A 25,517-nucleotide genomic window follows, 5' to 3' on the forward strand; every position below is an offset into this window, starting at 1 on the left:
AGGAGGGAGGGTTGGGAGGGGGGAGTGCTCTACGCAGGCCCCTCTCAGCTACGGCTAATCGGCACAGCCGATAAGCCTTCGCATCTCTCCCCTGAAGGGGAGAGAGCAATCGGGTGTGCCGCTCTGGGCCATCGATTTGGGGAAAAAAACAAAACCCGTAGCGGAGCATCGCGCTTCAACGCTCTGGGTAACCATGAAATGAGAGGGGCCGCCGGGAGTCACAGCTCCCCGCGCGGCCCATCACATGGTCAGCGGCCGGAAGTGCCGCCTTCGGAATGTATGTCGCGCTTGATGAAAGCGCCTGCCCTGACCAAAGGGCAGATGGCTATCAGCCGCGAACACTCCGAATGGACTTGACCGACCCTCTTGCTGAACCATGAGACATCGGATCACCTCCTTTCGCTATGTTGAAACCAAGTGAAGGGCCATTCGCAAAAACCCGGTTTTACTGGGGTTCTGACGATCTGTATTCCTTGCACCCCTTATGTGAATCATCGCCGGAGCCATCGCAAGTCTTGTAATTCAATTTTTTCCGGGTAATCATCTCGCGCTCGCAAAGCGCCGTGTGCGCGGTTAAGAACCGGCCCCATGGCAGAGCAGACCCCCCGCCCATCGTCCGACAAGCCGCGCAAGACGCGGATCGACCAGTTGCTGGTCGATCGGGGGCTCGCCGAGAGCCGCTCGCGCGCGCAGGCGCTGATCCTGGCGGGGCTGGTGTTCGCAGGCGAGCGCAAGGTCGCCAAGGCGGGCGAGACGGTGATGAGCGATGCCGCGATCGAGGTGCGCGGGCGTGATCATCCCTGGGTGTCGCGCGGCGGCATCAAGCTCGCGCACGCGCTTGACCATTTTGGCATCGATGTCACCGGCATGACCGCGATCGATGTCGGATCGTCGACCGGCGGCTTTACCGATGTGCTGCTGACGCGCGGCGCGGCGCATGTGTTCGCGGTGGACAGCGGCACCAACCAGCTCGCCTGGAAGCTGCGCCAGGACGACCGGGTCACGGTGCACGAACAGACCAGCGCGCGCATCCTGACCGAGGCGCATATCACCCGGCCGATCGACATCGTGGTGTGCGATGCGAGTTTCATCGCGCTCGACAAGGTGCTGCCGGTGCCGATGTCGTTCGCGAAGCCAGGCGCATGGCTCGCGGCGCTGATCAAGCCGCAGTTCGAGGTTGGCAAGGACCAAATCGGCAAAGGCGGGGTGGTGCGCGATCCAGCGCTGCACGCGGCGGTGTGCGACCGGGTGATGCGCTGGCTGGAGAGCATCGACTGGCCTGTCACCGGGCTGACACAAAGCCCGATTACGGGCCCGAGCGGCAATATCGAATTCCTCGTCGCGGCGCAGAAGGGGCGCAGCTGCTGACCCGCAACGGCACGGAAAACCTTGGTAAACCGCGCTGGCGTGCGCCAAACGAATCCGATATGCGAAGGGTCAAGCCCTTTTTGCGGGCAGGAGAATCCGCCTCGATGAATGAAATTGCCTCTCCCATGCAGCTCCGCCTCGCCTTTGTGCGCTGGGCGCTGCTGTTCGTGCCACTGGTCGTTCTGCTCGGCTTCGGAGTCAGCAATTTTTCCGGATCGGGTGAGGAGAATCGCTGGTTCCAGGCGCTGGTAAAGCCCGAGGCGCAGCCGCCGGGTGCGGCGTTCGGCATCGCCTGGTCGATCCTGTACGTCATGATGGGCCTTGCGCTGACCGTGGTGGTTACCGCGCGCGGCGCGCCCCTGCGCGGTCTTGCGGTGCTGCTGTTCTTCGTCCAGCTCGCGCTCAACCTCGCCTGGCCGATCTATTTCTTCCGCATGCACCAGGTGTCGGGCGCCTTCTACCTGCTGGTTGCGGTGTTCGTCGCCGCCTTTGCCACGACGATCGTGTTCGGGCGCATCCGTCCGCTCGCCGCATGGCTGATGGTGCCCTATCTCGCCTGGCTATGCTTTGCCTCGGTGCTCAACAAGCAGATCGACGAACTCAACCCGAATGCCGAACAGCTGGTGGTGCCGCGCGATGCGCAGCGCATCCAGCTCGCCCCGCCGAGCCAGTAACGCGCGGTTGCGATTGGCGGGCACGGTCCCCACATGCTATTACCGTGGGAAGCCCATGATAAACTGATATTGGGACGCGGGACGCGTCTTTCCCCAAGGAGTGAGACATGCAGAACAAGTCCGAATTCGGCGGCGATTTCGCCAAGTTCATCAACGGCCTGGCCGGCACCGTCGCGGGCATGAGCCGCGAGGCGGGCGAGAGCGCGCGCGAACGCACCCGCGAGTGGATTGCGGGCCTCGATTTCGTCAGCCGCGAGGAATTCGAGGCGGTCAAGGAAATGGCCGCCAAGGCGCGCGAGGAGTCGGAGAGCCTCAAGGCGCGCGTTGCGGCGCTGGAAGCGGCCCTTTCGGCCAAGGCTGCAGGCGGGGCCGAGTAAGGCGACATTACCCCTGCTTATCCACAGTTTTTGAACAGACTTCGAGACAAGGCGGACGGTGGTCGATCGTCCGCCCATTGCGTGCAACCGGGCATCGGGTCATCTTGGAACATGTGCCATGGGGCGCGAAAGGAATTTCATGAACGAACAGCAGCTTGACCTGGATCGGGAGGAAGCCGCGCCGGTCGACATGCTGGCCGCGCTGTTCGAAGCGCGCGGCTGGCCGTGCGAGATGGTGGGCGAGGACGAGCTGCTGACCGAGGTCAAGGGCAGCTGGACCAGCTATCAGCTGCGCGCGATCTGGCGGCACGAGGACAATGTGCTGCAACTGCTCGCCATGCCCGACATCCGCGTTCCCGACGACAAGTTCGCGGTGATCTGCGAGGCGCTGGCGCTGATCAACGAGCAGCTGTGGCTCGGCCATTTCGACATCTGGTCGAACAGCGGCGTCGTGCTCTATCGCAACGGCATGATGCTGGGGAGCGATGCGATGCTGGGGCTCGATCAGGCGCAGCTAGCGGTGGAGGCAGCAATCGACGAGTGCGACCGCTTCTATCCGGTGTTCCAGTTCATCCTCTGGGGCGATAAGAGCCCGCAGGAAGCGCTGGCGGCGGCGCTGATCGATACCCAGGGCGAGGCTTGAGCACGAGAGAGCTGACGCCTGACCCTGATCCGTTTGTCCCGAGCGAAGTCGAGGGACGCATGCACAACGGTTCAGAGTAACGTCCCTCGATTTAAGTTTACCCTGAGCGGATGGCTTGCCAGCCAGTCGAAGGGCTCGGGACAAACGGAGGTGGGATGCCTGACCTTTTCCCAAAATCCCTTCTGGTCATAGGCTCGGGCAATATGGCTGGTGCCATGCTGCGCGGCTGGTTTGCGCAAGGACTCGATCCTGCCAATGTCACCGTGGTCGATCCGTCACCGCGCGACCTGCCCCAGGGCGTACGTCACCTGACCGAAATCGATCCCGGCCTTTCCGCGCCCGACTGGCTGCTGCTGGGAATCAAGCCGCAGATGCTGGGCGATGTCGCACCACAGCTGGCGGGGGTCGACCTGTCGCAGGCGCTGGTCGTCTCGATGCTTGCGGGGGTGGATTGCGCAGGGCTGCGTGCTGCGCTTCCGCACGCCCGCGCGGTGGCGCGGATCATGCCAAACATGGCGGTGAGCATCGGCCAGTCGGTCACCGCGCTCTACGCCGACGGGCTGGGCGATGACGACCGCGCCCGGCTTGAATCCTTGTTTGGCATGCTGGGCTCCGCCGAATGGCTGGCCGAGGAGGCGCAGATGCACCTTGTCACCGCATTGAGTGGTTCGGGCCCGGCCTATCTGTTCCGCTTCATCGACGCGCTGGGCAAGGCCGCGGAAGGTCTCGGCATGCCCGCCGATCAGGCCGCGCGCTTCGCGATGGCGATGGTACGCGGCTCGGCCGAGCTGGCGCACCGTTCCGACGAGAGCCCCACCCAGCTCGCCGAGCGCGTCGCCAGCCCCGGCGGCACGACGCGCGCTGCGCTCAACGTGTTCGATGCCGACGCCGCGCTCGACCGGCTGGTGGCCGAGGCCATGGCAGCGGCGGCCAAGCGCAGCGTCGAACTGGGTCAGTAACCGCTCAGCTGCAGGGCAGGTCGTAGAAGGTCCGGATCTTCGTCCAGGCCTCGTCTGCCGTCTCGACAAAGCTGAACAGGTCGAGATTGCCCGGCGAGATCACGCCTTCCTCCGCCAGCGCCTCGAAATTGACGACGCGGTTCCAGAAGTCCTTGCCGAACAGCATGATGGGGATCGGCGCCATCTTGCCGGTCTGGATCAGCGTCAGCAGTTCGAAGAATTCGTCGAACGTGCCGAAGCCGCCGGGGAAGACGGCGACCGCGCGGGCACGGAGCAGGAAGTGCATCTTGCGCAGCGCGAAATAATGGAACTGGAACGACAGGTGCGGGGTGACATAGCGGTTGGGCGCCTGTTCGTGCGGCAGCACGATGTTCAGCCCGACCGAATCCATGCCGACGTCGGCCGCGCCGCGGTTCGCGGCTTCCATGATCGAGGGGCCGCCGCCCGAGCAGACGACGAACTGGCGCTTGCCGTCTTCGACCACGCCGCATTCGCTGGCCAGCTGCGCAAGCTTGCGCGCCTCGTCATAATATTTCGCCTTGGCGACCAGCCGTTCGGCAACCTTCTTTTCCTCGGGGCTGCGCGCGGCCTCGACCATGCCTTCGGTCTTGTCGGGCGCGGGGATGCGCGCGGAGCCATAGATCACCAGCGTGGAGCCGATTCCGGCCTCTTCGAGCAGCATCTCGGGCTTGAGCAGTTCCAGCTGGAAGCGCACCGGGCGCAATTCCTGGCGCAACAGGAATTCGGTGTCGCCAAAGGCCAGACGGTAGGCCGGGTCCTGGGTCTGGGGGGTGTCGTGAACCGCGCGTTCGGCGGTCTTGGCGTCTTCGGCGGCGCGGCGAAAGCGCGGCTCGGTCAGGTCTTTCTTGGTCATCGCCCGCAATTAAGGGGCGATCGCCTTATCGGCAATAGCCTTGGCCGCTCATGTCGACATGCAGGTGATCGCGGTGCGCGGCATTGTATTCGGGTCCGAGCACCGTTCCGAAGCGCTTGCAGGCGCTGGCATGGATGGTGCGCAGGAACGCGCGCTCCTGGTTGCTGCCGTTCCACCCGTCCTTGACCGAGATGCGGCGGCCATCGGCCAGCACGAACCCGGCAATGTCGATGGCATTGGCATGCGCATGCTGCGAGAGCTTGAGCGAGCCGGCAATATTGCGGCAGGAATAGCTGCCCATGGTCTCGATCTTGACGAGCGGGCTGCCCAGCATCTGCTCGGCGGCGCGGGCAATGCCATATTGCGCCCATCCGGCAAAGCGCTGCGCCAGTTCGCAGCGCACCGGGCCGATATTGCTGATCGCCAGCTCGCTGCGCCCGCGCCCGGCTTCCATCAGGCTGATCGCCGAAAGGCGAACGCTGCCGAGCTGCGAGCAGCCCGCGCCGAAGGTCTGGTCGGGCACCGGTGTGAAGCGGACCTTGGCCTGGCTGAGCTGGCTGATGCACTGGCGCGTGTCGGCCAGCGGCGGAGCGGGGAGTGCTGGGCGCATCGCCTGCTGGCTTCGTGCGGGAGCGGAAACGGGCGCCCGCGACAGGCCGCGTCCTTCGGGCAGCATCGAGCAGCCTGCGATCAGGACCGAAAGCGCCGCGACCAGCGCCATGCGCTGCAGCTCGGGCGATTCGATCATGGCGGTGAAACGGGGATCGAGGCGACGCGGCGCGGACCGTGCACTCCTGTGCAGGCCCGCGCCTTCGCCAGCGTTCATCTGCGCACTGTCGCCGCCGCCCAGGGGCAGCGGGCCACCAGCGGCCAGGGAGGGACCTTGATGAACGCCTCGTTCCATGGCGTTGATCCTACTCAATGAAATTTAACCCTGTTGTTCCGAAAATGGTTAACGCTGCGATAGGGAACGAAAGCGCGGCATTGCGCGGACCTTGCGGCAGGACTAGCGCTGGCCGGGACGAAGCGGTGCGCTTTGAGGATGGGTGCGGACACGATGTTGCGATTGATCAACGTGCATGGGTTTTTCTGGGTGTTGCTGGCGATTCCCGCGATTGGCATGTCCATCGGCTTCCTGCGCGATCCGGTGACCGCATTCGATCTGATCCACCCGAGCGGCGAGTTCTCGGTCCGATTCATGATCATCGCGATGATGATCTCGCCGCTGCGCGCGATCTTCGGGCGCAGGCGCTGGCTCGACTGGCTGCTCGCACGGCGCCGCGCACTGGGCGTGGCGGCGTGCCTTTATGGCGTGCTGCACCTGGCCTTCTATCTCTATGACATGGGCGACTGGGGCATGATCGCGGAAGAGGCACTGATCTTCAGCATCTGGACCGGCTATGCGGCGCTCGCCATCTTCGTCGCCATGGGGGTGACCAGCAACAACGCCTCGCAACGGGCGATGCGCGCGAACTGGAAGCGGCTGCAGCGGCTGGTCTATCCTGCTGCCTTGCTGATCGCGCTGCACTGGGTGTACGTTGACGGCGAATATATGGGGATGGTCGTGCATTTTGTTCCGCTGCTGATTCTGGAAACCGCACGGGTCATGCTTATGTTCAAGCGGCGTTCAGCGCGCCGTGGCACACAGGCAGGAGCATTGGGGCTTTAACCGCTTGAACGCTTGAGAGAAGAGGGACGTCTGATGAAATTCGCACAGGCCATGCTGGCCGTCGCCGCCGCCACCGCGATGCAGTTTTCCGCTGCTCCGGATGCCTTTGCCACCGGCAAGATGAAGTGCGACGCGGGCCCGCAGACGGGCTGGAAGAGCCGCACCGATCTGGAAGCCAAGCTCAAGAAGGACGGCTGGACGGTCAAGAAGTCGAAGGTCGATGGCGGCTGCTACGAGGTCTATGGCGTGACCCCCGAGGGCCAGAATGTCGAGGCCTATTTCCACCCGGTGACCATGGAAAAGCTGCTCGTCTCGCAGCGCGGCAAGGTCATTTTCAAGAAGTGATTCGTCGCCGCCCTGTGCATTTGTTGCGCAGGGCGGCGCGAATCTGGACCCGTTCGGCATTTGGTGATTGCTTTATGTGCAATTCGCCCCTAGGGCCGTCGACGGGCCACGCGGTCCCAACGCCGCGCGTGCTCTCTGCAAGGAGAGACTGACATGACTGATACCGTTGGTGCGGGCGCTGTGCTCGCCAAGAAACCTGCCACCCTGCCTGCCCGCCCGTATTTTTCCTCGGGCCCCTGCGCAAAGCCGCCGGGCTGGTCGGCAGCACAACTTTCCACCGAATCGCTGGGACGTTCGCACCGGTCGAAGATCGGCAAGGCGCGGCTGCAATATTGCATCGACCTGATGCGCGAGCTTCTGAAGCTCCCCGACACCCACCGGATCGGCATCGTGCCCGGATCGGACACCGGCGCCTTCGAAATGGCGATGTGGACGATGCTGGGCGCTCGCCCCGTCACCGCGCTTGCCTGGGAAAGCTTCGGCGAAGGCTGGGTGACCGATGCCGCCAAGCAGCTCAAGCTCGATCCCGTCATCCTGCGCGCCGATTACGGCCAGATCCCCGATCTGAACGCGGTCGACTGGTCGCACGACGTGCTGTTCACCTGGAACGGCACCACCTCGGGCGCGCGCGTCCCCAATGGCGACTGGATCGCGGCCGACCGCGAAGGCCTGAGCTTTGCCGACGCCACCAGCGCGGTGTTCGCCTATGACCTGCCCTGGGACAAGATCGATGTCGCCACCTTCTCCTGGCAGAAGGTGCTGGGCGGCGAAGGCGCGCATGGCGTGCTGATCCTCGGCCCGCGTGCGGTCGAGCGGCTCGAGACCTACACCCCTGCCTGGCCGCTGCCCAAGGTGTTCCGCCTGATGAGCAAGGGCAAGCTCGCCGAAGGCGTGTTCAAGGGCGAGACGATCAACACCCCGTCGATGCTGGCGGTGGAAGATGCGATCTTCGCGCTCGAATGGGGCAAGTCGCTGGGCGGTGCCGATGCGATGATCGCGCGTTCCAACGCCAATGCAGCGGCGCTCGACGCCATCGTTGAGGCGCGTCCGTGGCTCGGCCATCTCGCGCCCGATCCCGCCACACGATCGACCACCAGCGTCTGCCTGACGGTCGAGGGCGCGGACGAGGCCTTTATCAAGGCCTTTGCCGGACTGCTCGAAAAGGAAGGCGCGGCCTTCGACATCGCGGGCTATCGCGATGCCCCTCCGGGCCTGCGCATCTGGTGCGGTGCGACGGTCGAGACCGCCGATATCGAGGCGCTCGGCCCCTGGCTCGACTGGGCCTATTCGGAACTCACTTCCAAGTAACACCCACCCGCCCTCTCTCCTTTAGGGGAGAGGGAAGAGCCGCGCAGCGGCGAAGGGAGAGGGGCTTACCCGCTTCATTTCACTCAACAATAGGGCCGGGACCAGAGGCCGTTCCCCTCTCCCCGGCCCTCTCCCTTGAAGGGGAGAGGGAGACATAAAATGCCCAAAGTGCTTATTTCCGACAAGATGGACCCCAAGGCCGCGCAGATCTTCCGCGAGCGCGGTTGCGAGGTCGATGTGATCACCGGCCAGACCCCCGAAGAGCTGGCCGCAATCATCGGCCAGTATGATGGTCTCGCCATCCGCTCCTCGACCAAGGTGACCAAGGCGATCCTGGATGCCGCGACCAACCTCAAAGTCGTCGGCCGCGCCGGAATCGGCGTCGACAATGTCGACATCCCCGCTGCCTCGGCCAAGGGCGTGGTCGTGATGAACACGCCGTTCGGCAACTCGATCACCACTGCCGAACATGCCATCGCGCTGATGTTCGCGCTTGCCCGCCAGCTGCCCGAGGCCGATGCCTCGACCCAGGCCGGCAAGTGGGAAAAGAACCGCTTCATGGGCGTCGAGCTGACCGCCAAGACGCTGGGCCTGATCGGCGCGGGCAATATCGGCTCGATCGTGGCCGACCGGGCGCTGGGCCTGAAGATGAAGGTCATCGCGTTCGATCCCTTTCTGACGCCCGAACGCGCGGTGGAACTGGGCATCGAGAAGGTGACGCTCGATGACCTGCTCGCGCGCGCCGATTTCATCACGCTCCACACCCCGCTGACCGACCAGACGCGCAACATCCTGAGCAAGGAAGCGCTGGCCAAGACCAAGAAGGGCGTGCGCATCATCAACTGCGCGCGCGGCGGGCTGATCGACGAGGCGGCGCTCAAGGACGCGCTCGATTCGGGGCATGTCGCAGGCGCGGCGCTCGACGTGTTCGCGACCGAGCCGGCGCACGAGCATCCGCTGTTCAACACGCCGAACTTCGTCGCAACGCCGCATCTGGGCGCTTCGACCAGCGAGGCGCAGGTCAATGTCGCGATCCAGGTCGCCGAACAGATGGCCGACTATCTGGTCAAGGGTGGCGTGACCAACGCGCTCAACATGCCCAGCCTCTCGGCGGAACAGGCGCCGAAGCTGCGCCCCTATATGGCGCTGGCGACCAATCTCGGCCGCCTCGTCGGCCAGCTCGAGAGCGACCGCGTCAAGAGCATCGCGATCGAGGTCGAGGGCGCGGCGGCCGAGCTCGACATGAAGCCGATCACCGCTGCGGTGCTGGCGGGCTTCATGAGCGCGTTCAGCGACGCGGTGAACATGGTCAATGCGCCGTTCCTCGCCAAGGATCGTGGGCTCGACGTGCGCGAGGTGCGGCATGACCGCGAGGGCGATTATCACACGCTGGTGCGCGTTTCGGTTGCGACGGCGGATGGCGAGCGCTCGGTCGCGGGTACGCTGTTCGGCAACGCGACGCCGCGTCTGGTCGAGATCTACGGCATCAAGATCGAAGCCGATCTCGCCGGGCATATGCTCTACATCGTCAACCGCGACGAGCCGGGTTTCATCGGTCGTCTGGGATCGACGCTGGGTGAGGCCAATGTCAACATCGCGACCTTCCACCTCGGTCGCCGCGAAGCGCGCGCGGGTGGCGAGGCGGTGCTGCTGCTGTCGCTCGACGGCGCGGTCGAGGAGCCGGTGCTGTGGAAGCTGTGCCAGCTTGCCGGAGTGAAGACCGTCAAGAGCCTGAAGTTCGATTGACCTTATATTGCCCTGCCTGCAGGCCGAGAGGCCGGGGCAGGGCAATCGCCGCCGAGGCCACTGCGCCTATTTGTCGCGGCGGGCCAGCGAGATGGTGGGGCGATAGGTGTTCTGCATCGGCTTGAACCGTGTGAACACGTGATTCTCCAGCGGCTTGTTGACCTTCGTGTCCCAATTGGAATTGTTGAAGGACAGGCTCTGCACCTCCTTGGTGTCGATCCTGAGGTCGGATGTCAGCTGCGCGCCGAACTGGCCGTTGCGTACCCAGCGCACCTCCGCCTCGAAACGCCCCAGGCCCGGCCGGTCGATCTCGACCACATCGCCGGGCTCCAGAGGCGCGGCGCACCGACCGCCCAGGCCACCGCTCGAAATGTCGCGGATCACCCCATCGGCGCTGCCGAACCTTTCGTGGAACAGCGTGACCTTCATCAACCGATGCACACGCGGCTCGCGTTGCGGCAGGTTCGCATCACCCTGCGGCGCTGCGTCGAAGGTAGGTCCTGTCAGTCCTTTTTTGCCGAATGACATGGTGGGTGCGTCCTTTGCACCTCAGCCCTAAACAGAAACCCTTAAATCGAGGTAAAACGCAAGAAGCGCCGGTCAGGCCAGCTCGAACCGGTCAAGATACTGATCGAATTGAGCTTCACCCAGGCTGGTCAGCGTCACGCGGGTGCGCCGACGATCCGAACGGTCGGGCACCATGTCGGCATAGCCCTTTTCGCGCAGCTGGTGAATCAGCCGCAGCGCGGTGCTTTCCGGAGCATCGCTCATCAGGCACAGGTCGCTCATCGAGAGCTGATTGCCGTTGCGCTTGGCGGCCAGCAGCGCGACCAGCATGTCCCAGAGCGGGTTGCGCAGCTTGAGCTCGGGGAAGCAGCTGCTCCGCAGGCGTGCCGATTGCTGTTCGCGCATCACCAGCCGGGTGCGGCGATCACCATCGTTCTGCGCCGTGCGAGGAGCATCGTTCTGCACGCCTTCCGGGCGGATGGGACGGTGCCACGTGGTGGCGGGGCGGGGGCTGGTCTCTCTCGCTAACGATTTCACGTGCATATCCCTGTTGTTGCGCGCGCGCCCGTTGGCCTTGTTATCGCCTCATCCGATCGATCCTTCTGACCGATGGGCGGCGTTGGCTCTGTGACGAGAGTTCTTGCAGCATCTTCAATTGCTTACCACCCCGGTTTTTAGGGGGTGGACCCGTAACAGGGGTATTTTTTGCTTCCATTTCGGATCGAATATTGCGCGTCGGGCTACGAAACCTGCCGAGCGATCGACGAAGAATTCACTGCTATGCGCGCAATTATCGCGTGAAATCGGGTCTTTAACCTTTGCCCGCGCCTCGCGAGCCTTGTCCGGGTTCGCTGGGCGATTGCGCTTGGTCAGCGCCGCGGTAAAGGTGTCAAAAAAAGCGCAAGTTACAACGGACCCGAGGCGATGACCGAAATGCTCCACCTTCCGATGCGGTCGTGGCTGTTTGCCCCTGGCGACAGCGAGAAGAAGATGGCCAAGGCGGCAGAGAGTGCCGCCGATATCGCGCTGTTCGATCTGGAAGATGCCGTCTCGACCGAGAACAAGCCGATGGCGCGCAGCCTGGTGCGTGACCAGCTGGCCAGCCGAAGCGATGGGCTCGAGCGGCTATGGGTGCGGGTCAACCCACTCGACGGACCCTGGACGCTGCAGGATCTTGCCGCGATCATGCCCGCGCGGCCCGGTGGCATCATGCTGCCCAAGGCGCGTGGTCGGCACGATGTCGAGCTTCTCGACCATTATCTCTCTGCGCTCGAGGTGGCGAACGGGATCGAACAGGGATCAACCCCGGTGATCGCGCTGGTCACCGAAACGGCCGAGGCGATGTTCACCACCGGCGACTACAAGGGAGCCGCGCGGCTCGTCGCGATGAGCTGGGGCGCGGAGGATCTGGCCGATTCGATCGGCGCGGCCAGCAATCGCAATGCCGATGGAAGCTATGGCTTTACCTATGAGCTCGCGCGCAGCCTTTGCCTGCTCGGTGCAGCCGCTGCAGGGGTTGCCGCGATCGAGACGATCCAGGGCGATTTCCGCGATCTGGATGGTCTGAAGGCACGCGCCGAAAAGGTGCGCCGCGACGGCTTTGCGGGCATGCTCGCGATCCATCCGGCGCAGGTCGATGTCATCAATTCCGCCTTCACCCCCAGCGAGGAGGAGCTGGCTGAAGCGCAGGCGATCGTCGACCTGTTCGCGGCCCATCCCGGCGCTGGGACGATCGGCTACAAGGGCGGCATGCTCGACCGCCCGCATCTGTCGCGCGCGCTGCAGCTGCTGGCGCGCGTGGGCCGGGGCTGAACGCGACCCTCTCGCAAATTCTGCAACCGCTCCCCTTGCGTTGCAAAGATGCAACACTATGTCTTGGCGGCAAGGGCTAGATAGGGTGGAGAAACTCCCATGAACCTCGAGAAATTTACCGACCGCGCCAAAGGCTTTCTGCAATCGGCGCAGACTGTTGCCATTCGGATGAGCCATCAGCGGATCAGCCCGGAACATATCCTCAAGGCGCTGCTCGAAGACTCCGAAGGCATGGCCGCGGGCCTGATCGCGCGTGCGGGCGGCAACGCTCCCGCTGCAGTGCAGGAGGTCGACGCCCTGCTCGCCAAGGTGCCTGCCGTCTCGGGTGGTGGCGCGCAACAGACGCCGGGTCTGGACAATGACGCGGTGCGCCTGCTCGACAGCGCCGAACAGGTTGCCAGCAAGGCGGGCGACAGCTTTGTCACCGTCGAACGGCTGCTGCTCGCCATTGCGCTCGCCAAGGGCACCAAGGCGGGCGATGCGCTGGCCAAGGCAGGCGTGACGCCCGAGGGGCTCAACACCGCGATCAACGATCTGCGCGGTGGCCGCACCGCGACCTCGGCGAGCGCCGAGGAAAGCTATGAGGCGATGAAGAAATATGCCCGCGACCTGACGGCGGTGGCGCGCGAGGGCAAGCTCGATCCGGTGATCGGCCGCGACGAGGAAATCCGCCGCACGGTGCAGATTCTCGCGCGCCGCACCAAGAACAATCCTGTGCTGATCGGCGAACCCGGCGTCGGCAAGACCGCGATCGCCGAAGGCCTCGCGCTGCGCATCGCCAATGGCGACGTGCCCGACAGCCTCAAGGACCGCCGCCTGATGGCGCTCGACATGGGCGCGCTGATCGCGGGCGCAAAATATCGCGGCGAGTTCGAGGAACGGCTCAAGGCCGTGCTCGACGAGGTCAAGGGCGCCGAGGGCGAGATCATCCTGTTCATCGACGAGATGCACACGCTGGTCGGTGCCGGCAAGGGCGAGGGCGCGATGGACGCCTCGAACTTGCTCAAGCCCGCATTGGCGCGCGGCGAACTGCACTGCATCGGCGCGACGACGCTCGACGAATATCAGAAGCATGTCGAAAAGGACCCCGCGCTCCAGCGGCGATTCCAGCCGGTGTTCGTCGGCGAGCCCAATGTCGAGGACACGATCTCGATCCTGCGCGGCCTCAAGGAAAAATACGAACTGCACCATGGCGTGCGCATCACCGACAATGCGCTGGTGGCGGCGGCGACGCTCTCCAACCGCTATATCTCGGACCGCTTCCTGCCCGACAAGGCGATCGACCTGATGGACGAGGCCGCGAGCCGCATCCGCATGGAAGTGGAGAGCAAGCCCGAGGAGATCGAGGCGCTCGACCGGCGGATCATCCAGCTCAAGATCGAGGCGTCTGCGCTCGGCAAGGAAAGCGATGCGGCTTCGAAGGACCGCCTCGCCACGCTGCAGAAGGACCTGGCCGAGCTGGAACAGCAATCGGCCGAGCTGACCACGCGCTGGCAGGGCGAGAAGGACAAGATCCATGCCGAGGCGAAGCTCAAGGAAGAGCTCGACGCTCTGCGCATCGAGCTCGAACAGGCGCAGCGCAATGGCGATCTCGCGCGGGCAGGCGAGCTGTCCTATGGCCGCATTCCCGAACTCGAGCGCAAGCTGGCCGAGGCACAGAGCCAGACGGCGGGTGCGATGCTGCGCGAGGAAGTGACCGAGGACGATATCGCTGCCGTGGTGAGCAAATGGACCGGCATTCCGGTCGACCGGATGCTCGCGGGCGAGCGCGAGAAGCTGCTCGCCATGGAAGAGCATATCGGCAAGCGCGTCATCGGCCAGCAGGCGGCGGTCGAGGCGGTGTCCAAGGCGGTCCGGCGTTCGCGCGCAGGCCTGCAGGACCCCAACCGCCCACTCGGCAGCTTCCTGTTCCTCGGGCCCACGGGTGTCGGCAAGACCGAACTGACGCGCGCGCTGGCGGGCTTCCTGTTCGACGACGACAATGCGATGGTGCGCATCGACATGAGCGAGTTCATGGAGAAGCACGCGGTCGCACGGCTGATCGGCGCGCCTCCGGGCTATGTCGGCTATGAGGAAGGCGGCGTGCTGACCGAGGCGGTGCGGCGGCGGCCCTATCAGGTCGTGCTGTTCGACGAGGTCGAAAAGGCGCATCCCGATGTGTTCAACGTGCTGCTGCAGGTGCTCGACGATGGCCGTCTGACCGATGGCCAGGGCCGCACGGTCGATTTCTCGAACACGCTGATCATCCTCACCTCGAACTTGGGCAGCCAGTATCTCGCGGGCATGACCGAGGACCAGAAGGTCAAGGATGTCGAGCCGCAGGTCATGGAAGTCGTGCGCGGGCATTTCCGCCCCGAATTCCTCAACCGGCTCGACGAGATCATCCTGTTCCATCGTCTGGGCGAGGAGCATATGGCGCCGATCGTCGACATCCAGGTCGCGCGGGTGGCGAAGCTGCTCAAGGATCGCAAGATCACGATCGACCTGACCGACAGCGCGCGCAAATGGCTCGGCCGGGTGGGTTACGATCCGGTCTATGGCGCGCGGCCGCTCAAGCGGGCGATCCAGCGCTATCTGCAGGACGCGCTCGCCGACAAGCTGCTGCGCGGCGAGGTGCCCGACGGCTCGACGTTGCACGTGACGGACGGCGACGGGCAGCTCGTGCTGACGGTTGGGTAAGGGGCGACAACAGCTGAAGAATTCGCGTTCCCCTCCCTGGCCAGGGAGGGGTAACGGCTGAGCCCAAGCTTCTCCTCTCCCACTTACGGGACGGGTGCCCGCAGGGCTTGGTGTGTCAATGCCATATGCCCCCAAACCCCGCTCAGCCTGAGCTTGTCGAAGGCCCCGCGCATCCCTCTCCCTTAGCGCAGCCGTTCTCCGGCGAAAGCCGGAGTCCAGAATCCAGATGGCATTGAGATCGCCCTGGATTCCGGCTTTCGCCGGAAAGCAGCATGGTCATATCGCAAGCTTCGGCGCGGGGCCTTCGACAGGCTCAGGCTGAGCGGGGTTGGGTGCGTGGCGTGTGCACCTAGCTCCCGCTAATCCCCCGCTTCGTCGTCAGATACGTCGCGAAGCTGCCGAGCCAGTGGCTGCCTTCGTAATTCTTGTCGCTGACCGCCTTCAGCCCGCTGTCTGCGTGGAGCTTGGCGGTCGCGAGCAGCGCAGGCACGCGCGGGTCGTCCTTCGGTAGCGCGCTGGCGATTCCCTCCATCGCCCAGGCGCGCGAGAGGTTGACGCCGTCGAGATGGACCAGCTTGCCGTCGGTGGGATCACGCACCTCGCCGGGCGTGAGCCAGCCGGTCGAGCCGTCCGTCGGGATCTGCGGCAGAAACTTGGCCAGCCACGCGGCATATTCGGCCTGCGGCATCACGCGGCGCATCAGGTCGGCCTCCATCAGACAGGGGGAGAGGAAGTCCTCGCCTGAAGGTTCATAGGCGAGCGGGCAATTGACGTCGCTGCGGTGGAACTCGAGCGACTTTGCGACGAGTTGCTTCTCGAACGCACCGTTCTTCACCCGCCGCGCATAATCGAGCATCAGGCCGAAGGCAAAGGCGCTCTGGTTATGCGTGCCCAGCCGGATCGGATAGGCGAGCTTGGGCAGCCAAGCCTCGGTCTCGCCGACGATCTTCTGCTCGAGCGGGCGCAGCGTCTCGCGCCAGGCCTTGAGCTTCGGGTCCTCGCTCTCGTCGAGCTCGGCGACCAGCTGCAGGAACCAGGCAGTGCCATAGGGCCGCTCGAAGCCCTTGCGGCCCTCGCCCTCGATATATTTGAGCTCGGCCGCGATATTCTCCGTGGTGAAGCTGCGATCCAGCGCGGCGAGGATCGCGGGCTTCATCGGCGACTTGGAATCGGTCTTGAGGATGCGCACCAGCAGCCAGTGGCCGTGCACCGACGAATGCCAGTCGAAACAGCCGTAAAAGGCGGGCGTCAGCTCGCGCGGCGGCTTCGCGTCGCCGTCGTCGTTCATCACGTGCGAAATCTTGTTGGGATATTCCTTGTGCACGCAGGTCAGCGCCAGCCGGGCGAAGCGATCGTTCACCGCATCGGGCCGCGCCTCGGGGATCGCGACGGCTTCTTCCTCGCTCCTCGTTCCGGGCGATCCGCAACCCGCGATCAGCAAAACGCCGGCCAGTGCCAGCCCCGTCCAGTTTCTCAATGCCGTGTCCCTTTCCAGCGTCCTTGAGCGAATACACACCAGAAGCGGGGCCAAGACAAGGATCGCAAGCCACGAAATCGACTGAAAGGATGACCGCGATGGCGGCGCATTTCCTGTCTTGCGGCACTGCACAATAGCTGTCACATTTTATGTCAATGACAGGGGATAAACCGCACTTTGACGAGATGCTGCTGCCCGATGGTTCGGTGCGCGCTCCCTATAGCGAATTTTGCGAATGGTATGGCGCCCAGGATGCATCCCGCCTCCGCACCAAGGCGCGCGATGCGGAGAATTTCTTCCGCCGCACCGGCATCACCTTCGCGGTTTATGGCGAGGAAGAGGCGAGCGAACGGCTGATCCCGTTCGACATCGTGCCGCGCATCATCTCGGGCCGCGAATGGGCGCGCCTCAGCCGCGGCATCGAGCAGCGCGTGCGCGCGATCAACGCGTTCCTGCACGATATCTATCACCGCCAGGAAATCCTGCGCGCGGGCCGTATCCCGGTCGAGCTGATCGCGAAGAACGAGGCGTTTCTGCCGCAGATGATCGGCATGGACCCGCCCGGCGGCATCTACACGCATATCATTGGCGTCGATATCGTCCGCACCGGGCCCGACCAGTTCTATGTGCTCGAGGACAATGCACGCACCCCGTCGGGCGTATCGTACATGCTCGAAAATCGCGAGACGATGCTGCACATGTTCCCGGAGCTGTTCCGCAAGGTGCGGGTGCGCGAGGTGTCGGACTATCCGCGCAAGCTGCGCCGCTCGCTCGCCGCCAGCGCGCCACGCGCATGCAACGGCCCGCCCGAGATCGCGGTGCTCACGCCCGGCATCCACAACAGCGCCTATTTCGAGCACAGCTTCCTCGCCGACCAGATGGGGGCGGAACTGGTCGAGGGGCATGACCTGCGCGTGGTCGATGGCCGGGTGGCGATGCGCACGACGCAGGGTTATCGCGCGATCGATGTGCTCTATCGCCGCGTCGATGACGATTTTCTCGATCCGCTCACCTTCCGCCCCGATTCCGCGCTCGGCGTTCCGGGCATCATGGACGTGTACCGTGCAGGCGGCATCACCATCGCCAATGCGCCCGGCACCGGGATTTCGGACGACAAGGCGATCTACAGCTACATGCCCGAAATCGTCGAATTCTATACCGGCGAAAAGGCGATCCTCGAGAACGTGCCGACCTGGCGCTGTTCCGAAGCCGATTCGCTCGCTTATGTGATGGAGCATCTCGACGAGCTGGTGGTCAAGGAGGTCCACGGATCGGGCGGTTACGGCATGCTGGTCGGCCCGGCGGCGAGCCGCAAGGAGATCGCGGCCTTCCGGGCCAAGTTGAAGGCACGGCCCGGCAATTATATCGCGCAGCCCACGCTGTCGCTGTCCACCGTGCCGATCATGACGCGCCAGGGGCTCGCCCCGCGCCATGTCGACTTGAGGCCCTTCGTGCTCGTTTCGCCCAATGGCATCGACATCACGCCCGGCGGCCTGACCCGCGTCGCGCTCAAGAAAGGATCGCTCGTGGTCAATTCCAGCCAGGGCGGCGGCACCAAGGACAGCTGGGTGCTCGACGAATGACCGCCGGTGCCAAGATCAAGGAGGCGCGCTGATGCTGGGCAAGACCGCAGGCGGCCTGTTCTGGATGCAGCGCTATCTCGAGCGCAGCGAGAATATCGCGCGGCTGGTCGATGCCGGTTTCCGCATCGCATTGACGCGATCGGAAGCCGCCGAGGACGAATGGGCCTCGGTACTGACCACCGCAGGCGTCCGCCAGGCCTATGCGCAGCGCTATGACAAGGTCGATGGCTCTAGCGTCATCAACTTCCTGTTGCGCGACAAGACCAATCCGTCGAGCGTGCTCTCGGTGATCGAGGCCGCGCGCAACAATGCACGGCTGGTGCGCACCGCGCTGACCCGCGAGGTGTGGGAGGCGACGAACGAATGCTGGATGACGCTGAAGGAAGCGCTGCGGACCCAGATTTCGGACAATGAACTGCCTGATGTGCTGAGCCTCATCCGCCAGCAGAGTGCGCAGGTGCGCGGCGCGCAGAGCGGCACGATGATGCGCAACGACATCTATTTCTTCGCGCAATTGGGCACGTTCGTCGAGCGGGCGGACAGCACCGCGCGCATCCTCGACGTCAAATATTACGTGCTGCTGCCCTCGCTGTCCTATGTCGGATCGAGCCTCGACAATGTGCAGTGGGAGACGATCCTGCGCTCGGTCTCGGCCTATCGGGCGTTCCGCTGGCTGAACCCTGGCGAGACGAACCCGCGCAACATCGCGCAGTTCATGATCCTCGACCAGGTGATGCCGCGCTCGCTGTCCTTCTGTGCCAGCCGGATGGCGAGCGCGCTCGAAGCGATCGCGCGCGAATATGGCGGGGCAGGCGACAGCCTTCACCAGGCCGCAGGGCTCAGCCAGGAACTGGCCAACACCAATATCGACATGATCGTCGATAATGGGCTGCACCAGTTCATCCAGGATTTCATCAAGCGCAACAACAGCATCTCGGCGCAGATCGAGCAGGAATTCCGCTTCTATCATTGAGGCGGGGCGGAATTTTACAGGGGTTACGGGTCACTCATGCGGCTGCACATCGTCCACAGGACAAGCTATCATTACGACACGCCCATGCCCTATGCGCTGCAGCGGCTGCGCATGATCCCCAAGGATTCGCACGGGCAGAAGGTGATCCGCTGGACGACCAATGTCGATGGCGGCACCAAGCAGGTCGAATTCTACGATCACCACAACAACCATGTCGAGCTGTTCAGCTTCGATCCCGACCAGCATGAGATCATCATCCAGTGCGAGGGCGAGGTCGAGACCAGCGATCATGCCGGGATGGTCGGCCAGCATATCGGCTCGGCGCCGCTCTGGTATTTCAAGCGGGAGACCCCGTTCACCAGGCCGGGCCCCGCGATCCGCAAGCTGCTGCGCCAGTTCGAGGACCCCGGCACCAGCAGCGGCGATGCGCCGCGGCTGCACGCGCTGTCGGCACTGGTGCGCGGTGCGGTGGCCTATCAGGTCGGGCAGACCGGCGTTACCACGACTGCGGAAGAGGCGCTGAACGCCGGGCACGGCGTGTGCCAGGACCATGCGCATCTGTTCATCACGCTCGCGCGCATGCTGGGCTATCCGGCGCGCTATGTCAGCGGCTATCTGCTGATGAACGACCGGGTCGATCAGGATGCCGGGCACGGCTGGGCAGAGGTCCATGCGCAAGGCCTCGGCTGGGTCGGGTTCGATGTCTCCAACGGCTATTCGCCGGACGAGCGTTATGTCCGCGTCGCGACCGGGCTCGATTATCGCGAGGCCGCGCCGATCGCGGGCATTACCTTCGGGCGCGGCAACGAGGCGATGACGGTGACGCTGCAGGTGCAGCAGGTCCAGCAGTAGAACCACTACTGTGCTTGGCCCATCACCCCCGCGAAGGCGGAGGTCCTGCTATTTTCATCGGCAAGGCAACAGAAGCGGGATTCCCGCGTTCGCGGGAATGACGGTGTTGATGGCGCAGCGGGCAGCGCAACCCGACTTTTCCACAAAGCCCATTGCCGCTTGACCGATTGTTGCGCTTAACGCCTTATGCGCGTCATGCGAATGAAGGGGGAGGACGCTCCTATGACATATTGCGTCGGGATGCGCCTGGACAAGGGGCTGGTGTTCATGTCGGACACCCGGACGAACTCGGGCGTCGACAATATCAGCACGTTCAAGAAGATGTTCACCTGGGAAAAGCCGGGCGATCGCTACATAACACTGATGACGGCGGGCAATCTTGCGACCACTCAGGGTGTGATCAGCGTGCTCGAGGAACGGACCAAGGCTCCAGCCGAGCGCAAGCCTTCGATCATGGAAGCGCCGACCATGTTCCAGGTCGCGCGGATCATCGGCGAGACGTTGCGCGACGAGATTGCGCGGACGCGCGCGATTGCGGGAGAAAGCGCGTCTTCCACGTTCAGTGCCTCGATCATCGTGGGCGGCCAGATCAACGGCATGGAGCCCAAGCTGTTCATGATCTACCCCGAGGGCAATTTCATCGAGGCGGGCGACGACACGCCCTTCTTCCAGATCGGCGAGACCAAATACGGGCGCCCCATTCTGGTGCGCGCTTATGATCGCGACATGTCGTTTCATGACGCGATCAAGCTGCTGATGGTGTCGTTCGATTCGACGATCAAGGCAAACCTGTCGGTGGCGCTGCCGCTCGATCTGCAGATCTATGCCGCCAACAGCTTTGCCGGGCGCAACCGGCGCATTCAGGCGAGCGATCCCTATTACAACCTGATCGCCGACCAGTGGAGCGATGCCCTGAAGAGCGCGTTCCACTCACTGCCCGATTATACCGGGTGATGCCGCTTGCGCCCGCTGGGGCTGCGCCCTAATTTGGGGCCATGAAAACCAAGACGCGCAACATCCTCATTTTTCTGGGCCTCACGACAGCGGTTGTCGGGGGTGCCGGCTGGTATTTCCTGAGCGGTGACAAGGCGCAGCTCGATATCGCCGAGGTCAGCGGCCCGTCGCCGGAAATCACCGCGCCGCGCAAGGAAATCTTCCCGACGATCAACGTTGCCGATGTGAAGCCCTGGGGCCCGAACGAAGCCCCCAAGGCGGCCGAAGGGCTGCAGGTGGCGCGTTTTGCCGATGGGCTCGATCATCCGCGATCGATGCTGGTGTTGCCCAATGGCGATGTGCTGGTCGCCGAAACCAACAGCCCGCCGCGCGAAAATCCCGGCATCGAAGGCATGGTGATGCGCCTGCTGATGAACAAGGCGGGCGCGGGCGTCAAATCGGCCAACCGCATCTCGCTGCTGCGCGACAGCGATGGCGACGGCAAGGCCGAGACCAAGACGCCGTTTCTCGAAGGACTGAACTCGCCTTATGGCATGGTGCTGATCGGCGACACGCTCTATGTCGCGAACACCGACGCCGTCATGGCCTTTCCCTATTCCGAAGGGCAGACGAAGATCACCGCCAAGGGGCGCAAGGTGCTGAGCCTGCCCGCGCAGAAGCCCAACAACCACTGGACGCGCAACCTAATCGCCAATGAAGATGGCACCAAGCTCTATGTGGCGATCGGCTCAGCGTCGAACGTCGCCGAAAAGGGGCTCGAGGTCGAGAAGGGCCGCGCGCGGATCATCGAACTCGACCTCGCGACCGGCAAGAAGCGCGACTTTGCGGTCGGTCTGCGCAACCCGGTCGGCATGGCGTGGGAGCCCAATTCGGACGCGCTTTGGACGGTGGTCAACGAACGCGACATGCTGGGATCGGACCTCGTCCCTGACTACCTCACCAAGGTGGAAGCCGGCATGCATTTTGGCTGGCCGTGGAATTACTGGGGTGGTTACGAGGATTTCCGCGTCGAGCCGCGCCGTCCCGAGCTGCGCGAATATACCCGGCGTCCCGATTACGCGCTCGGCACGCATGTCGCGCCGCTGGGCCTGACCTTTGCGAGCAAGGCGGCCCTGGGTACCGGCTTTGCCAATGGCGCGTTCGTTGCGTTGCACGGATCGTGGAACCGCAAGCCCGCCTCGGGCTACAAGGTGGTGTTCGTTCCGTTCGGAGAGAACGGTCGTCCCGCAGTCACGCGCGATGCCAAGGGCAAGGTCATCAGCGGGTTGCCGGTCAACATACTCTCGGGCTTCCTGACCAAGAGCGGCGATGCCAAGGGCCGCCCGACCGATGTCACAATCGACAGCAAGGGCGCGCTGCTGGTCACCGATGACGTCTCGGGCATCGTCTGGCGGGTAAGCAACCCGCAGGTCAAAGCAAGGCCGGTCGAGACCGCGATGCGCTGAGCTTCGTTGGCGATCGCTTCCCAAAGCCCTCCTCCTTGATGGGGGAGGGTGGGGTGGGGGTGATCGCGCCGGATCAGGCAGCCAATGAGCCATCGAACCCAATCATTTAAACGCACCATCACCCCCAACCGCTGCGACATAGGCTGCAAGCAGCCAAGTCTCCGCAGCCTCCCCCATCAAAGGGGAGGAGATATTTTTGACACTCCCTCTCGCTCCTGCAGCGAGCATGAGAATTGGGCGTGAAAAGCAGGAACGTGCGCCCATCTCCCGCGTAAATCCTGCATGACCGATACGAACGAAAATACCTCGCCCGCGCCCGATCAGGTGCGCCTGGCGGAGAAGGCGCTCAAGCTGAAAGAGCAGGATGCGCAGCGCGACGATCCGGAATATCTGGATCGCCAGACCGATACCGCACATCAGGGCCGCATCGACGGCCCAAGCGATCACGACCCGCCGATGGGCGCTCTCGACGCCGAAGGCCATCGCCCGGTTCTCGAACGTTCCAGAAAGGTCCGCTGATCCATGCATATCCAGTTCAACACCGACAATCGCATTACCGGCGATGAAGCGCTGGCGGCCCAGGCCGAAGAAATCATCCAGTCGCGGCTGAACCGCTTTTCGGGTCGCCTGTCGCGCGTCGAGGTCCATCTCGCCGACGTGAACGGCCCCAAGGGCGGCAGCGACGATATCGTCTGCACGCTGGAGGCGCGGCCAGAGGGCGGCAAACCGGTGACGGTCAAGGGCAATGCGGGGCAGGTCGAGAGCGCGATCCGCGACGCCTCGGACAAGATGCAGGCGCTGCTCGATACGCATTTCGGCAAGTTGCGCACGCACTGATTGCCATAAATTCCAACGAAAAAGGCCCGCTGTCACGGCAATGACAGCGGGCCTTTCTTGTGTCAGACCAACGCGCTTACCAGATGCGGATGCGCTGTTCCGGCGGCAGGTAGAGCGCGTCACCTGGCTTGACGTTGAACGCCTTGTACCATTCGTCGAAATTGCGAACGGTGCCGTTGGCGCGATAGTTGGGCGGCGAGTGCGGATCGGTGTTGAGCTGCTGGCGCAGATATTCGTCGCGCGACTTGTTCCGCCATACTTGCGCCCAGGCCATGAAGAATCGCTGGTCGCCGGTCAGCCCGTCGATCACTTTGTCTTCCTTGCCGTTGAGGTGGATCTTGTATGCGCGATAGGCCATCGAGAGCCCGCCGACATCGCCGATATTCTCGCCGAGCGTCAGCGCGCCGTTGACGCAGGTCTTGCCATCGTCGAGCGGGCAAAGCGCGCTGTACTGGGCGACGAGCGCGCTGGTCAGCTTCTTGAAATTGGCCTGATCTTCGGGCGTCCACCAATCGCGCAGCACGCCGTCGCCGTCCGACTTGGAACCCTGATCGTCAAAGCCATGGCCCATTTCATGGCCGATGACACCGCCAATCGCGCCGTAGTTCACCGCCGGGTCCGCCGAAAGGTTGAAAAAGGGCGGCTGCAGGATCGCGGCGGGGAAGACGATCTCGTTGCGCGGTGGCGAATAATAGGCGTTCACCGTCTGCGGCAGCATGAACCATTCGGTCTTGTCGATCGGCTTGCCGAGCTTGGACAGATTGTCTCGATAGGCCCAGGTGCCCGCCGCGATCGCATTGTCCAGCGCCTTGCCCGGCATGATCGTCAGCGTGTCATAGGTTTCGAACTTTTCGGTATAGCCGATCTTGGGGGTGAACTTGGCGAGCTTCTGCCGCGCCTCGACCTTGGTCGCCTCGCCCATCCACTTGATGTCGTTGAGATTGGCGGCCATCGCCTTGCGGAGGTTGCCGACCAGCTCGTCCATCGCGGCCTTGTTTTCCGCCGGGAAATAGCGGTCCGCATAGATCTTGCCGACGATCTCGCCCATCGATCCCTCGACCGCGGCGACGCCGCGCTGCCAGCGCTCGCGCTGCTGCTTCTGGCCGCCGAGCACGGTGCCGTAGAACGCGAAATTGGCGGCATCGATGTCCGAAGGCAGCACGCTGGCAGCGTTCGAAAGGAAGCCGGCTGCCAGCCAGGCCTGCCAGGCCTCGATCGGCGCGGTGTTGGCGAGCTTGAACAGGCCGGGAATGCCGCTGCCCAGCTTCGCCACCTGTTCGGGGGTCAGCTTCTCCGTCGCGATTTCTTCGGCGGTCGGGCTGAGCTGGCGCACGACATATTCCTGCTGTCCATCGACACCCACGGTCTTGATGAAGGTCTCGACCGGGAAGCCGTTGCCCAGCGCGAGCATTTCGGCCTTGCTCAGCTTGTTATAGGTGATGTTGCGGTTGCGGCCGATGGCGCGGTCCCAATGCTCGGTCGCGATCGCCTTTTCGAGGTCATAGACCATCTGCGCCGCCTTGGCCGGGTCGGCATAGCCTGCCTTGCCGAGCAGGAAGGTCAGATACTGCATATAGGCGGCGCGGACCTTGAGGTTCGCCTCGCTGTCGACGAGATAATAGTCGCGGTCGGGCATGCCGAGGCCCGCCTGGGTGACCTGGAAGATATACTTGTCGGTCTGCTTGGAATCGATGTCGACGAAACCGGCCACCGGGCTGCGGAAGCCGGGCGTGCCGAACAGCTTGGCCAGATCCTCGCGCGTCTTCACCGCCTTGATCTTGTCGAGATAGGGCTGGGCAGGGGCAAGGCCGGCAGCATCGATCGCGGCGGTATCGAGATAGGCGTTGTAGAACGCGGCGACCTTGCCGGCTCCGGTGTCGATCGCGGGCTTGGTCGCCGCGAGCTCGTCGATGATCTTGCGCACGCGCTGCTCGGACTTTTCGGCGAGCAGGGTGAAGGCACCATAGCGCGCGCGGTCGGCCGGGATCTCGAACGTGTCGAGCCACTTGCCGTTGACATAGGCGTAGAAATCGTCGCCCGGCTTGACCGCGGGGTTCATCAGCGTCGTGTCGACGCCCCAGGTGCCCCAGAAATCGCGCGCGGTGGTGGTGATGCCTTCCGCATCGGTGGTGCCGCCGCTGGCGGTATCGCCCGCGGCTTCGGCCTCGATCAGCGTATCGATATCGCCCGGCTGGGCATCGTGCTCATGCGCCTGGGCGGGTGCCGCCGCGAGTGCGACCAGCGCAGCGGACGCAAGCAGGAAATTCTTGACCATTTTAGCTCCCCGGATGGTGTCTGAAGGCCCGGACATACGGGCGCTTGCCATCGACCCGCAGCGTGCGGGAGGCGATGATGGTTTCAAACGTAATCGGACCCCCCAGGGGCTGCAAAGCTTTTCGGCAGGCGGTCGTTTGTCGTCGACAAACGGCTTGGAC

At 64.0% G+C, this 25,517-nt stretch carries 24 protein-coding genes; 18 read left to right on the forward strand and 6 right to left on the reverse strand.

The annotated features are described in order from the left end of the window. Positions 1–588 precede the first annotated feature (588 nt). The 5 genes from AX725_RS17210 to proC all read left to right on the forward strand — a co-directional run bounded on the left by AX725_RS17210 (position 589) and on the right by proC (position 4,021). Positions 589–1,368, forward strand: coding sequence for a TlyA family RNA methyltransferase (locus AX725_RS17210; protein WP_060978754.1), 780 nt, complete (start codon positions 589–591; stop codon positions 1,366–1,368). 104 nt (positions 1,369–1,472) lie between these two features. After that, positions 1,473–2,042 carry a TspO/MBR family protein gene (locus AX725_RS17215; protein WP_060978753.1) on the forward strand — a complete coding sequence of 190 codons (570 nt, stop codon included), beginning with the start codon at positions 1,473–1,475 and terminating at the stop codon, positions 2,040–2,042. Between the two features lie 107 nt (positions 2,043–2,149). Then, positions 2,150–2,419 (forward strand): accessory factor UbiK family protein, encoded by a 270-nt coding sequence (locus AX725_RS17220; RefSeq protein ID WP_060978752.1) that lies wholly within the window; start codon positions 2,150–2,152, stop codon positions 2,417–2,419. Positions 2,420–2,537: 118 nt separating this feature from the next. Then, positions 2,538–3,062 (forward strand): type III secretion system chaperone family protein, encoded by a 525-nt coding sequence (locus AX725_RS17225; RefSeq protein ID WP_208597962.1) that lies wholly within the window; start codon positions 2,538–2,540, stop codon positions 3,060–3,062. Positions 3,063–3,217: 155 nt separating this feature from the next. Next, the gene (gene proC, locus AX725_RS17230; RefSeq protein WP_060978751.1) at positions 3,218–4,021 is read left to right on the forward strand and encodes a pyrroline-5-carboxylate reductase; all 804 of its coding nucleotides are present in this window, start codon (positions 3,218–3,220) and stop codon (positions 4,019–4,021) included. 4 nt (positions 4,022–4,025) lie between these two features. Here the strand turns inward: proC and AX725_RS17235 are convergent, their stop codons facing one another. Further along, complete coding sequence (locus AX725_RS17235; RefSeq protein WP_060978750.1) at positions 4,026–4,895, reverse strand: LOG family protein; 870 nt, start codon at positions 4,893–4,895, stop codon at positions 4,026–4,028. Positions 4,896–4,920: 25 nt separating this feature from the next. Then, positions 4,921–5,799 (reverse strand): extensin-like domain-containing protein, encoded by an 879-nt coding sequence (locus AX725_RS17240; RefSeq protein ID WP_208597960.1) that lies wholly within the window; start codon positions 5,797–5,799, stop codon positions 4,921–4,923. Positions 5,800–5,952: 153 nt separating this feature from the next. Between AX725_RS17240 and AX725_RS17245 the strand changes: the two genes are divergently transcribed. From AX725_RS17245 to serA, 4 genes are all read left to right on the forward strand, one after another. Then, positions 5,953–6,564 (forward strand): protein-methionine-sulfoxide reductase heme-binding subunit MsrQ, encoded by a 612-nt coding sequence (locus tag AX725_RS17245; RefSeq protein ID WP_067512940.1) that lies wholly within the window; start codon positions 5,953–5,955, stop codon positions 6,562–6,564. 33 nt (positions 6,565–6,597) lie between these two features. Next, a complete protein-coding gene (locus AX725_RS17250) occupies positions 6,598–6,909 on the forward strand; it encodes a PepSY domain-containing protein (protein ID WP_208597959.1) in 312 nt (103 codons plus the stop codon). A 153-nt stretch (positions 6,910–7,062) separates the two neighbouring features. After that, positions 7,063–8,217, forward strand: a complete 1,155-nt coding sequence (locus AX725_RS17255; RefSeq protein ID WP_060978749.1) for a phosphoserine transaminase — start codon at positions 7,063–7,065, stop codon at positions 8,215–8,217. A 159-nt stretch (positions 8,218–8,376) separates the two neighbouring features. Then, a complete protein-coding gene (gene serA / locus AX725_RS17260; protein WP_060978748.1) occupies positions 8,377–9,963 on the forward strand; it encodes a phosphoglycerate dehydrogenase in 1,587 nt (528 codons plus the stop codon). 66 nt (positions 9,964–10,029) lie between these two features. Here the strand turns inward: serA and AX725_RS17265 are convergent, their stop codons facing one another. Both AX725_RS17265 and AX725_RS17270 read right to left on the reverse strand, forming a co-directional pair. Then, positions 10,030–10,491 (reverse strand): PilZ domain-containing protein, encoded by a 462-nt coding sequence (locus AX725_RS17265; RefSeq protein WP_060978747.1) that lies wholly within the window; start codon positions 10,489–10,491, stop codon positions 10,030–10,032. A 72-nt stretch (positions 10,492–10,563) separates the two neighbouring features. Then, a complete protein-coding gene (locus AX725_RS17270; RefSeq protein WP_157759171.1) occupies positions 10,564–11,007 on the reverse strand; it encodes a winged helix DNA-binding protein in 444 nt (147 codons plus the stop codon). Between the two features lie 387 nt (positions 11,008–11,394). Here AX725_RS17270 and AX725_RS17275 point away from each other — a divergent pair, with 387 nt between their 5' ends. Together AX725_RS17275 and clpB are read left to right on the forward strand one after the other, a co-directional pair. Further along, a complete protein-coding gene (locus AX725_RS17275; RefSeq protein ID WP_066114382.1) occupies positions 11,395–12,282 on the forward strand; it encodes an HpcH/HpaI aldolase/citrate lyase family protein in 888 nt (295 codons plus the stop codon). A gap of 99 nt (positions 12,283–12,381) precedes the next feature. Continuing rightward, entirely contained in the window at positions 12,382–14,961 is a 2,580-nt protein-coding gene (gene clpB, locus AX725_RS17280; RefSeq protein WP_060978744.1) for an ATP-dependent chaperone ClpB, read from the forward strand. 349 nt (positions 14,962–15,310) lie between these two features. On the opposite strand, the gene AX725_RS17285 is transcribed toward clpB, so the two are convergent. Next, a complete protein-coding gene (locus AX725_RS17285; RefSeq protein WP_197418028.1) occupies positions 15,311–16,438 on the reverse strand; it encodes a DUF2891 domain-containing protein in 1,128 nt (375 codons plus the stop codon). A gap of 155 nt (positions 16,439–16,593) precedes the next feature. On the opposite strand from AX725_RS17285, the gene AX725_RS17290 reads away from it, so the two are divergent. The 7 genes from AX725_RS17290 to AX725_RS17320 all read left to right on the forward strand — a co-directional run bounded on the left by AX725_RS17290 (position 16,594) and on the right by AX725_RS17320 (position 23,082). After that, positions 16,594–18,021 carry a circularly permuted type 2 ATP-grasp protein gene (locus tag AX725_RS17290; RefSeq protein ID WP_060978742.1) on the forward strand — a complete coding sequence of 476 codons (1,428 nt, stop codon included), beginning with the start codon at positions 16,594–16,596 and terminating at the stop codon, positions 18,019–18,021. 31 nt (positions 18,022–18,052) lie between these two features. After that, positions 18,053–18,994: an alpha-E domain-containing protein gene (locus AX725_RS17295; RefSeq protein WP_060978741.1), complete on the forward strand. Its 942-nt coding sequence runs from the start codon at positions 18,053–18,055 to the stop codon at positions 18,992–18,994. A 36-nt stretch (positions 18,995–19,030) separates the two neighbouring features. Next, complete coding sequence (locus AX725_RS17300; RefSeq protein WP_060978740.1) at positions 19,031–19,846, forward strand: transglutaminase family protein; 816 nt, start codon at positions 19,031–19,033, stop codon at positions 19,844–19,846. Between the two features lie 222 nt (positions 19,847–20,068). After that, the gene (locus AX725_RS17305) at positions 20,069–20,800 is read left to right on the forward strand and encodes a proteasome-type protease (protein WP_060978739.1); all 732 of its coding nucleotides are present in this window, start codon (positions 20,069–20,071) and stop codon (positions 20,798–20,800) included. Between the two features lie 41 nt (positions 20,801–20,841). Further along, a complete protein-coding gene (locus AX725_RS17310; RefSeq protein WP_060978738.1) occupies positions 20,842–22,245 on the forward strand; it encodes a PQQ-dependent sugar dehydrogenase in 1,404 nt (467 codons plus the stop codon). A gap of 282 nt (positions 22,246–22,527) precedes the next feature. Further along, complete coding sequence (locus AX725_RS17315) at positions 22,528–22,764, forward strand: hypothetical protein (protein WP_060978737.1); 237 nt, start codon at positions 22,528–22,530, stop codon at positions 22,762–22,764. A gap of 3 nt (positions 22,765–22,767) precedes the next feature. After that, positions 22,768–23,082 carry an HPF/RaiA family ribosome-associated protein gene (locus AX725_RS17320; protein ID WP_060978736.1) on the forward strand — a complete coding sequence of 105 codons (315 nt, stop codon included), beginning with the start codon at positions 22,768–22,770 and terminating at the stop codon, positions 23,080–23,082. Between the two features lie 76 nt (positions 23,083–23,158). Here the strand turns inward: AX725_RS17320 and AX725_RS17325 are convergent, their stop codons facing one another. Beyond that, entirely contained in the window at positions 23,159–25,357 is a 2,199-nt protein-coding gene (locus tag AX725_RS17325; protein WP_060978735.1) for a M13 family metallopeptidase, read from the reverse strand. Positions 25,358–25,517 lie beyond the last annotated feature (160 nt).

The organism is Blastomonas sp. CCH9-A1 (assembly GCF_001557175.1).
Lineage (GTDB): Bacteria > Pseudomonadota > Alphaproteobacteria > Sphingomonadales > Sphingomonadaceae > Blastomonas > Blastomonas delafieldii_A.

What these genes read in the sequence shown, in the direction of transcription:
- AX725_RS17210 (WP_060978754.1), top strand. Translation starts at nt 589, where the DNA reads ATGGCAGAGCAGACCCCCCGCCCATCGTCCGACAAGCCGCGCAAGACG.
- AX725_RS17215 (WP_060978753.1), top strand. Translation starts at nt 1,473, where the DNA reads ATGAATGAAATTGCCTCTCCCATGCAGCTCCGCCTCGCCTTTGTGCGC.
- AX725_RS17220 (WP_060978752.1), top strand. Translation starts at nt 2,150, where the DNA reads ATGCAGAACAAGTCCGAATTCGGCGGCGATTTCGCCAAGTTCATCAAC.
- AX725_RS17225 (WP_208597962.1), top strand. Translation starts at nt 2,538, where the DNA reads ATGGGGCGCGAAAGGAATTTCATGAACGAACAGCAGCTTGACCTGGAT.
- proC (WP_060978751.1), top strand. Translation starts at nt 3,218, where the DNA reads ATGCCTGACCTTTTCCCAAAATCCCTTCTGGTCATAGGCTCGGGCAAT.
- AX725_RS17235 (WP_060978750.1), bottom strand. Translation starts at nt 4,895, where the DNA reads ATGACCAAGAAAGACCTGACCGAGCCGCGCTTTCGCCGCGCCGCCGAA.
- AX725_RS17240 (WP_208597960.1), bottom strand. Translation starts at nt 5,799, where the DNA reads ATGGAACGAGGCGTTCATCAAGGTCCCTCCCTGGCCGCTGGTGGCCCG.
- AX725_RS17245 (WP_067512940.1), top strand. Translation starts at nt 5,953, where the DNA reads ATGTTGCGATTGATCAACGTGCATGGGTTTTTCTGGGTGTTGCTGGCG.
- AX725_RS17250 (WP_208597959.1), top strand. Translation starts at nt 6,598, where the DNA reads ATGAAATTCGCACAGGCCATGCTGGCCGTCGCCGCCGCCACCGCGATG.
- AX725_RS17255 (WP_060978749.1), top strand. Translation starts at nt 7,063, where the DNA reads ATGACTGATACCGTTGGTGCGGGCGCTGTGCTCGCCAAGAAACCTGCC.
- serA (WP_060978748.1), top strand. Translation starts at nt 8,377, where the DNA reads ATGCCCAAAGTGCTTATTTCCGACAAGATGGACCCCAAGGCCGCGCAG.
- AX725_RS17265 (WP_060978747.1), bottom strand. Translation starts at nt 10,491, where the DNA reads ATGTCATTCGGCAAAAAAGGACTGACAGGACCTACCTTCGACGCAGCG.
- AX725_RS17275 (WP_066114382.1), top strand. Translation starts at nt 11,395, where the DNA reads ATGACCGAAATGCTCCACCTTCCGATGCGGTCGTGGCTGTTTGCCCCT.
- clpB (WP_060978744.1), top strand. Translation starts at nt 12,382, where the DNA reads ATGAACCTCGAGAAATTTACCGACCGCGCCAAAGGCTTTCTGCAATCG.
- AX725_RS17290 (WP_060978742.1), top strand. Translation starts at nt 16,594, where the DNA reads ATGACAGGGGATAAACCGCACTTTGACGAGATGCTGCTGCCCGATGGT.
- AX725_RS17295 (WP_060978741.1), top strand. Translation starts at nt 18,053, where the DNA reads ATGCTGGGCAAGACCGCAGGCGGCCTGTTCTGGATGCAGCGCTATCTC.
- AX725_RS17300 (WP_060978740.1), top strand. Translation starts at nt 19,031, where the DNA reads ATGCGGCTGCACATCGTCCACAGGACAAGCTATCATTACGACACGCCC.
- AX725_RS17305 (WP_060978739.1), top strand. Translation starts at nt 20,069, where the DNA reads ATGACATATTGCGTCGGGATGCGCCTGGACAAGGGGCTGGTGTTCATG.
- AX725_RS17310 (WP_060978738.1), top strand. Translation starts at nt 20,842, where the DNA reads ATGAAAACCAAGACGCGCAACATCCTCATTTTTCTGGGCCTCACGACA.
- AX725_RS17315 (WP_060978737.1), top strand. Translation starts at nt 22,528, where the DNA reads ATGACCGATACGAACGAAAATACCTCGCCCGCGCCCGATCAGGTGCGC.
- AX725_RS17320 (WP_060978736.1), top strand. Translation starts at nt 22,768, where the DNA reads ATGCATATCCAGTTCAACACCGACAATCGCATTACCGGCGATGAAGCG.
- AX725_RS17325 (WP_060978735.1), bottom strand. Translation starts at nt 25,357, where the DNA reads ATGGTCAAGAATTTCCTGCTTGCGTCCGCTGCGCTGGTCGCACTCGCG.